Annotated in this window: 13 protein-coding genes; all 13 read right to left on the reverse strand. The window is 64.4% G+C overall.

Features of this window, described 5'->3' with window-relative positions; genetic code table 11:
• Positions 1-15: 15 nt before the first annotated feature.
• The gene (gene rplE / locus JGU66_19535) at positions 16-663 is read right to left on the reverse strand and encodes a 50S ribosomal protein L5 (protein ID MBJ6762963.1); all 648 of its coding nucleotides are present in this window, start codon (positions 661-663) and stop codon (positions 16-18) included.
• Between the two features lie 174 nt (positions 664-837).
• Positions 838-1167 (reverse strand): 50S ribosomal protein L24, encoded by a 330-nt coding sequence (gene rplX, locus JGU66_19540; GenBank protein MBJ6762964.1) that lies wholly within the window; start codon positions 1165-1167, stop codon positions 838-840.
• A gap of 44 nt (positions 1168-1211) precedes the next feature.
• Entirely contained in the window at positions 1212-1580 is a 369-nt protein-coding gene (rplN, locus tag JGU66_19545) for a 50S ribosomal protein L14 (GenBank protein MBJ6762965.1), read from the reverse strand.
• A gap of 61 nt (positions 1581-1641) precedes the next feature.
• On the reverse strand, positions 1642-1968 hold the full coding sequence (rpsQ, locus tag JGU66_19550) for a 30S ribosomal protein S17 (protein ID MBJ6762966.1): 327 nt from the start codon (positions 1966-1968) through the stop codon (positions 1642-1644).
• 81 nt (positions 1969-2049) lie between these two features.
• Positions 2050-2256, reverse strand: coding sequence for a 50S ribosomal protein L29 (locus tag JGU66_19555; protein MBJ6762967.1), 207 nt, complete (start codon positions 2254-2256; stop codon positions 2050-2052).
• A 66-nt stretch (positions 2257-2322) separates the two neighbouring features.
• Positions 2323-2742, reverse strand: a complete 420-nt coding sequence (rplP, locus tag JGU66_19560; GenBank protein ID MBJ6762968.1) for a 50S ribosomal protein L16 — start codon at positions 2740-2742, stop codon at positions 2323-2325.
• 63 nt (positions 2743-2805) lie between these two features.
• Positions 2806-3468 carry a 30S ribosomal protein S3 gene (gene rpsC / locus JGU66_19565; protein ID MBJ6762969.1) on the reverse strand — a complete coding sequence of 221 codons (663 nt, stop codon included), beginning with the start codon at positions 3466-3468 and terminating at the stop codon, positions 2806-2808.
• Between the two features lie 42 nt (positions 3469-3510).
• Positions 3511-3855 (reverse strand): 50S ribosomal protein L22, encoded by a 345-nt coding sequence (gene rplV / locus JGU66_19570; GenBank protein ID MBJ6762970.1) that lies wholly within the window; start codon positions 3853-3855, stop codon positions 3511-3513.
• Between the two features lie 34 nt (positions 3856-3889).
• On the reverse strand, positions 3890-4177 hold the full coding sequence (rpsS, locus tag JGU66_19575; protein ID MBJ6762971.1) for a 30S ribosomal protein S19: 288 nt from the start codon (positions 4175-4177) through the stop codon (positions 3890-3892).
• Between the two features lie 14 nt (positions 4178-4191).
• Positions 4192-5037 carry a 50S ribosomal protein L2 gene (gene rplB, locus JGU66_19580; GenBank protein MBJ6762972.1) on the reverse strand — a complete coding sequence of 282 codons (846 nt, stop codon included), beginning with the start codon at positions 5035-5037 and terminating at the stop codon, positions 4192-4194.
• A gap of 40 nt (positions 5038-5077) precedes the next feature.
• On the reverse strand, positions 5078-5371 hold the full coding sequence (locus JGU66_19585) for a 50S ribosomal protein L23 (GenBank protein MBJ6762973.1): 294 nt from the start codon (positions 5369-5371) through the stop codon (positions 5078-5080).
• On the reverse strand, positions 5368-5991 hold the full coding sequence (gene rplD / locus JGU66_19590) for a 50S ribosomal protein L4 (GenBank protein ID MBJ6762974.1): 624 nt from the start codon (positions 5989-5991) through the stop codon (positions 5368-5370). The genes JGU66_19585 and rplD overlap by 4 nt, the downstream gene beginning before the upstream one ends.
• Positions 5992-6043: 52 nt before the next feature.
• Entirely contained in the window at positions 6044-6352 is a 309-nt protein-coding gene (rpsJ, locus tag JGU66_19595; protein MBJ6762975.1) for a 30S ribosomal protein S10, read from the reverse strand.
• Between the last annotated feature and the right edge of the window lie 259 nt (positions 6353-6611).

Genomic DNA, 6611 nt, shown 5'->3' on the forward strand with positions numbered 1-6611 from the left:
CGCTTAGATCCTGGGCTACTGGCGGAACGGCATGCCGAAGTGACGCATCAGCGCCAACCCCTGCTCGTCATTGCCGGCGGTGGTGACGAAGCTGATGTTGAGCCCCTTCACCTTCTCGATCTGGTCGTAGTTGATTTCCGGGAAGATGATCTGCTCGCGGACGCCGAGCGTGTAGTTGCCCTTCCCGTCGAAGGCCTTCGGGGACACACCCTTGAAGTCACGAACGCGCGGCAGCGCGACGGAGATCAGGCGGTCCATGAACTCGTACATGCGGTCGCCGCGCAGCGTGACGGCACAGCCAATGGCCTGGCCCTGGCGCAGCTTGAAGTTCGCGATCGACTTGCGCGCGCGCGTCACGACCGGCTTCTGGCCCGTGATGGCAGCAAGCTGGTCCACCGCCGACTCCAGGATCTTGTTGTTGGCGAGAGCCTCGCCCAGACCCATGTTGACGACGATCTTCTCCAGCCGAGGAACCTGATTGGGGTTGTTGAACCCCAGTTCCTTCATCAGCGCGGGGACGCCTTCCTTGCGGAAGCGGATCTTGAGCCGCGCCGGGCCGACCTTGAGGCCTTCCTCGATGTTCGCAGCGAAGCCGACCTTCTTGGCTTCTTCCTTCTTGCGACCCTTCTTTTCCTTCTTCTCGGCCTTCTTCTCTTCAGCCATCGTCCTGTCCTCTGCTTCGGAGCGCCGTCGTGGACCCAGCGCGTCCGATCAGTCCTTCATTGGAACCTGGAAACACCCGGCGACCCCACGTCTTCAGGTCGCCAAGCGCGCGCGCCCACCTGCCCCACCGGGTGGTGGGGCAAAGGGCGCGCATACATGCCCGAACCCGGACGCCTAGTCAATCAGGGCGTCGCAGTTCTTGCAGAACCGCTTCTGGGACTCGCCCTCGGTGCGGATACCCACACGCGTCGGCTTGTCACACTTCGCGCACACCACCTGGACATTCGACAGCGCGATGGTGCCCGGCTTCTCGATGATGCCACCCTCGGGGCTCTGCGGCGTCTTCTTCATGTGCCGCTTCACCAGGCGCAGTCCTTCCACCGTCACGCGGCCCGCGTCCCGGTCCACCTTCAGCACCTTGCCGCGCTTGCTGGCCGGGGTCTTCTCCGTGGCTTCCGAACCGGAAATGACCTGGACCGTATCGCCAACCTTCAGCTTCTGCATGGCTTCCTCGTCTCTCTGGCTGCTCGCCGTAATGCCGCGTCCTCTTAGAGGACCTCGGGCGCCAGCGAGATGATCTTCATGAACTTCCGGGCGCGGAGCTCGCGGGCGACCGGCCCGAAGATACGCGTGCCAATGGGCTCCATGTCCTTGTTGATGAGGACCGCGGAGTTGCCATCGAACTTGATGTAGCTGCCGTCCGGACGACCCACCTCGCGCTTGGTGCGAACGATGACGGCCTTCGCCACATCACCCTTCTTCACCTTCGAGTTGGGAAGCGCCTCGCGAATCGACACGACGATCACATCGCCAATGGACGCGTACTTGCGCTTGGAGCCGCCGAGCACCTTGATGCAGAACACCTTCTTGGCGCCCGAGTTGTCGGCCACGTCGAGCACGCTCGTCATCTGAATCATCTGAAGTCTCCTCTTGCTCGAGCCGGCCAGCGCGCCTTACGGCACGCCGGCCAGGTGTGGCCTAGACGTTCTTGCTCTTCTCCAACACCTCAACCACGCGCCAACGCTTGTCCTTCGAAGCGGGCTTGGTCTCGGCGATGCGCACCCGGTCACCCTCGTTGATGGTGATCTTCTTCGGGTAGTCGTGGTCCTCGACGTGCGCCTTGTACTTCTCGCGCAGGCTCATGATCTTCCCGTACTTCGGGTGAGGCGCGCGGCGCTGGACGGTGACGACGACCGTCTTCTGCATCTTGTTGGAGGTGACGATCCCCACGCGCGTCTTGGGACGGCCACGGGAGGAGGTCTCGGGAGCGGGCGTTGCAGTTGCTTCAGCCATCTTGGGTCTCACTGTCTCTCATACACCCGGCCCCTCACGGGCCGGATGGCCGCGCGCGCCCGGCAACCGGGCACACACGGATGCACTTCCTGACTACCCCGCCTTCGCGGCCCGGGCCTTCTCGCCCAGGACGGTGAGGATGCGGGCCAGGTCGCGGCGGTGCGCCGTACGTCCAGCCGGGCTGTCCAGCGAGCCGGTCCGACGCTTGAGCTGGTCCTGGAACAGCGTCTCACGCAGTTCTGCCGCGCGCCGCTTCAGGTCCTCCGCCGACAACTCCTTCAATTCCTTCGCAGTCGCCATCTTCTGGTCTCCTCGGCGCGATCGAGCGCCCTCTCCTTGCGGAGCGGCGCTCACCGCGGTGCGTGACTACAGGCCCATCTCGCTGCGGCGGACGATCTTGGTCAGCACCGGCAGCTTCGCCTGCGCCAGCTTCAAGGCCCCAGTCGCGACCTCCGGCGTCATGCCCTCCATCTCGTAGAGCACGCGACCCGGCTTCACCACGGCAACGTAGTACTCCACGCCACCCTTACCGGTACCCATTCGGGTCTCGGCCGGCTTCTTGGTGATGGGCTTGTCCGGGAAGATCCGGATCCAGATCTTGCCACCACGCTTCACATGGCGCGTCATGGCGATACGGGCCGCCTCGATCTGCCGCGAGGTGATCCACCCCGGCTGCAGAGTCACAAGGCCGAACTCACCGTAGGTGAGGTCGCTGCCGCGGTGAGCCGCGCCGAACATGCGGCCCTTCTGCATCTTGCGGTATTTGGTACGAGCAGGCTGAAGCATCGTCGCTGTCCTTCGTGCCTCGCGGGCGGAGCAGGCCTTGCGGCCCGCTCCTCGGAGGGCGTCTTACCGGTTGGTGGGCATGGGGGCCTGGCCACCCTTGCCCGGGAGGACCTCGCCCTTGCAGATCCAGACCTTGCAGCCAATCTTGCCGTAGGTCGTCTTGGCCTCAGCGAAGCCGTAGTCGATGTCGGCGCGGAGCGTGTGCAGAGGCACGCGACCCTCGCGGTACCACTCGTAGCGCGCCATCTCCGCGCCACCCAGGCGGCCCGAGCAGGCCACGCGGATGCCCTTGGCGCCGAACTTCATCGCCGTCTGCAGCGCCTTCTTCATGGCGCGGCGGAAGGCAATGCGACGCTCGAGCTGAGTGGCGATGTTCTCGGCCACGAGCTGCGCGTCCGTCTCGGCCTTGCGGACCTCGACGATGTTGAGGAAGACCTCGTTCTTCGTGAACTGCTGGAGGTCCTTCTTCACGGTCTCGATGCCCGCGCCCCGCTTGCCGATGACGATGCCCGGCCGAGCGGTGTGCACGTTCACCTTCACCTTGTTGGCCGCGCGCTCGATCTCCACCTTGGAGACACCCGCGTGGTTCAGCGACTTCTTCACGAACTCGCGGATGCGGATGTCTTCATGCAGCCACTGCGCGTAGTTCTTGTGCTCGAACCACTTGGAGTCCCAGGTCTTGATGACTCCGAGGCGGAACCCAATCGGATGAACTTTCTGTCCCAACGTGAATCTCCTTGAAGCGTCCGGGCGCGGCCCGAAAGGTTCCTACTTCTTGGCCTCGGCCAGCACCACATGGACGTGGGCGGACTTCTTCTTGATGGGCGTGGCGCGACCCATGGCGCGCGGCATGAACCGGCGCTGGGTGGGGCCCTGGTCCACGGAGATGGTCTTGACGTAGAGGGTGTCCACGTCCACCTGCCCCTTGGACTTGTCCGTGGCGTTCGCCACCGCGCTCTTGATGAGCTTCTCCACCGGGCGCGCCGCGGCGCGCTTGGTGAACTTCAGGATGCTCAGGGCAGCCTCAACAGGCTTGCCCCGGATGAGCTCCGCGACAGTGGAAATCTTGCGGGGGCTCATGCGCACGTTGCGCAGATGTGCAGTCGACTCCATGGTCATCTCCTCAGGCTCTCAGGCTGGTAGCGGGTTACTTGCCCGGGGCCTTGGCGACCTTCTTCTCGGCCGAGTGGCCGCCGAAGGTGCGCGTAGGGGCGAACTCGCCAAGCTTGTGGCCCACCATGTTCTCCGTCACGAACACCGGGATGAACTTCTTCCCGTTGTGCACGGCGAACGTGTGGCCCACGAACTCGGGGAGGATCGTGGAGCGCCGAGACCAGGTCTTCACGACCGACTTCTTGTTCGTCTTGATCATGTCCTCAATCTTCTTGAGGAGGTGATCGTCGACGAAGGGACCCTTCTTAATCGAACGAGCCATGTTTCAAAGTCCTCTTACTGGCTGCGCGCGCCCTGGCGGCGGCTGCTCACGATGAACTTGTCGGTGCGCTTGTTGGTGCGCGTGGTGAGGCCCTTCGTCTTCTTGCCCCACGGAGACACCGGGTGCGGATTACCCTGGCCCGACTTACCCTCACCACCACCGTGCGGGTGGTCGACCGGGTTCATCGCCAGACCGCGGACGGTGGGCCGGATACCCAGCCACCGGCTCTTACCCGCCTTGCCGATGCGGATGATCTCGTGCTCGATGTTGCCGACCTGGCCCACCGTAGCGCGGCACTCGATGAGCACCTTGCGCACGGCGCCCGAGGGCATACGCACCTGAGCGTAACGGTCTTCCTTGGCCATCAGCTGACCGGAGGTGCCGGCCGAGCGGATGATCTGGGCGCCGCGCCCCGGCTTCAGCTCCACGTTGTGCACGACCGTGCCCACGGGGATGTTCTGGAGCGGGAGGCTGTTGCCCGGCCGGATGTCGGCGTTCGCGCCGGCGAACACGGTGTCGCCCACGCTCAGGCCCACCGGGGCCAGAATGTAGCGCTTCTCACCGTCCGCGTAGTGCAGCAGCGCGATGTTGGCGGTGCGGTTCGGGTCGTACTCGATGGCAACGACCTTGGCCGGCACGCCGTCCTTGTCACGACGCTTGAAGTCGATGACGCGGAAGCGGCGCTTGTGTCCACCGCCCTGGTGGCGGCGGGTGATGTGCCCGTGAACGTTGCGGCCACCCGAGCGCTTCAGCGGCTCGGTCAGGCTCTTCTCGGGCGTGTCCTTGGTGATGTCCGCGAAATCGGACACCGTCATCAGACGGCGGGCGGCGCTGGTCGGCTTGTACTTCTTGATGCCCATGGTGTGTTCCTCGTCTCAGGCAGATCCGTCGCCAATGGCGTCAGACCGCCCCTCCCTCGAAGAGCTCGATCTTGTCCCCCTCCTTGAGGGTGACGACCGCCTTCTTGAAGTTGGGGCGCTGGCCGATGCTCTTGCCGACCCGCTTCGTCTTGCCGCGCACGATGTTGGTGCGCACGCCCTCGACCGTGACCTTGAACAGCGAGGTCACAGCCCGGGCCACGTCGTGCTTCGTGGCCTTGCGGTCCACGATGAACGAGTACTGCCGAAACTTCTCGCGGGCCTTGTCCAGCTTCTCGGTGATGAGCGGGCCCCGGATGACGTCGTTGATATTCATGACAGCGCCCCCTCGAGCGCCTTCGCGGCGGCAGAGGTGAGGACGAGGTGCGAGTGGCGCAGCACGGACTCGAGGTTCAGACCCTCGGGCGGCAGCACGTCGAACTTCGCCAGGTTGCGCACGCTGCGGTGCAGGTTGGTGTTGCCCCGGTCATCGATGACCAGCGCGTTCTGGAGCTTCATGCGCTTGGTGAGCGCCTCGAAAGCCTGCTTCGACTTCGGGGCATCCAGCTTGAAGCCATCCAGGATGATGAGCTGCTTCTCCCGGGCCCGCAGGGACAGGACCGCGCGGAGCGCGCCCCGCCGAACCTTGCGCGGCGGCCGATAGAAGTAATCGCGGGCCTTGGGGGCCATCGCCTTACCGCCACCCACCCAGTGGGAAGCGCGGATGGAACCCTGACGAGCGCGGCCGGTGCCCTTCTGCTTCCAGGGCTTCTTGCCGCCGCCGCTGACCAGCGAGGTGTTCTTCACCCCGACCGTGCCCCGACGCCGGTTGATCTGCTGCATCTTCGCCACCTCGTAGAAGAGGTGGGTGTTCGGCTCGGCGCCAAAGATCTCGTCGGAGAGCTCGATCTCCGAAATCTTCTTCAAATCCAGGTCGACTACGTCAAACTTCGCCATGGCACTTTCCTCGGGGGGTCGAAGTGAAACCACTCCGACGCCTCCCCGCTTCCTAGGACTTGATCTCGACGTCAACGCCGGCCGACAGATCCAGCTTCATGAGCGCGTCCAGCGTCTGCTGGGTAGGCTCGAGGATATCGAGCAGACGCTTGTGGGTGCGGATCTCGAACTGCTCGCGGCTCTTCTTGTCCACGTGCGGCGACCGCAGCACCGTGAACTTGTTGATGCGCGTCGGCAGGGGGATCGGACCGGCCACCTTGGCGCCCGTGCGCTTGGCCGTCTCGACGATCTCCCCAGCGCTCTGGTCCAGGAGCTTCGAGTCGTACGCCTTCAGCCGGATGCGGATCTTCTGTGTCGCCATTCGCAAAAACCTCTTTGAACAGCCTCTGTCTTGGGAGGCGGGGTACGACCGACAGCGCCTGGATGTCAGAGAGCCGTTTCTTCAGAACGGAGGGGCGCGGTGATTATCACCGCCCCCAGGGGTATGCAACTGGATTTCCACCGGCTCCCCGAAACCTCCGGGTTGGAGGCACCGGAGAACCGGATGGTGGGGGTCACTACGCGATGATTTCTGCGACGACGCCGGCGCCAACAGTGCGACCGCCCTCGCGGACGGCGAA

The sequence above is a fragment of the Myxococcaceae bacterium JPH2 genome (assembly GCA_016458225.1).
Taxonomy (GTDB): domain Bacteria; phylum Myxococcota; class Myxococcia; order Myxococcales; family Myxococcaceae; genus Citreicoccus.

Excerpts from the sequence above, each read along its gene's own strand:
- rpsJ (MBJ6762975.1), bottom strand. The coding sequence starts at position 6,352 with ATGGCGACACAGAAGATCCGCATCCGGCTGAAGGCGTACGACTCGAAG.
- JGU66_19585 (MBJ6762973.1), bottom strand. The coding sequence starts at position 5,371 with ATGAATATCAACGACGTCATCCGGGGCCCGCTCATCACCGAGAAGCTG.
- rplB (MBJ6762972.1), bottom strand. The coding sequence starts at position 5,037 with ATGGGCATCAAGAAGTACAAGCCGACCAGCGCCGCCCGCCGTCTGATG.
- rplD (MBJ6762974.1), bottom strand. The coding sequence starts at position 5,991 with ATGGCGAAGTTTGACGTAGTCGACCTGGATTTGAAGAAGATTTCGGAG.
- rpsS (MBJ6762971.1), bottom strand. The coding sequence starts at position 4,177 with ATGGCTCGTTCGATTAAGAAGGGTCCCTTCGTCGACGATCACCTCCTC.
- rplE (MBJ6762963.1), bottom strand. The coding sequence starts at position 663 with ATGGCTGAAGAGAAGAAGGCCGAGAAGAAGGAAAAGAAGGGTCGCAAG.
- rplV (MBJ6762970.1), bottom strand. The coding sequence starts at position 3,855 with ATGGAGTCGACTGCACATCTGCGCAACGTGCGCATGAGCCCCCGCAAG.
- rplX (MBJ6762964.1), bottom strand. The coding sequence starts at position 1,167 with ATGCAGAAGCTGAAGGTTGGCGATACGGTCCAGGTCATTTCCGGTTCG.
- rplP (MBJ6762968.1), bottom strand. The coding sequence starts at position 2,742 with ATGCTTCAGCCTGCTCGTACCAAATACCGCAAGATGCAGAAGGGCCGC.
- JGU66_19555 (MBJ6762967.1), bottom strand. The coding sequence starts at position 2,256 with ATGGCGACTGCGAAGGAATTGAAGGAGTTGTCGGCGGAGGACCTGAAG.
- rplN (MBJ6762965.1), bottom strand. The coding sequence starts at position 1,580 with ATGATTCAGATGACGAGCGTGCTCGACGTGGCCGACAACTCGGGCGCC.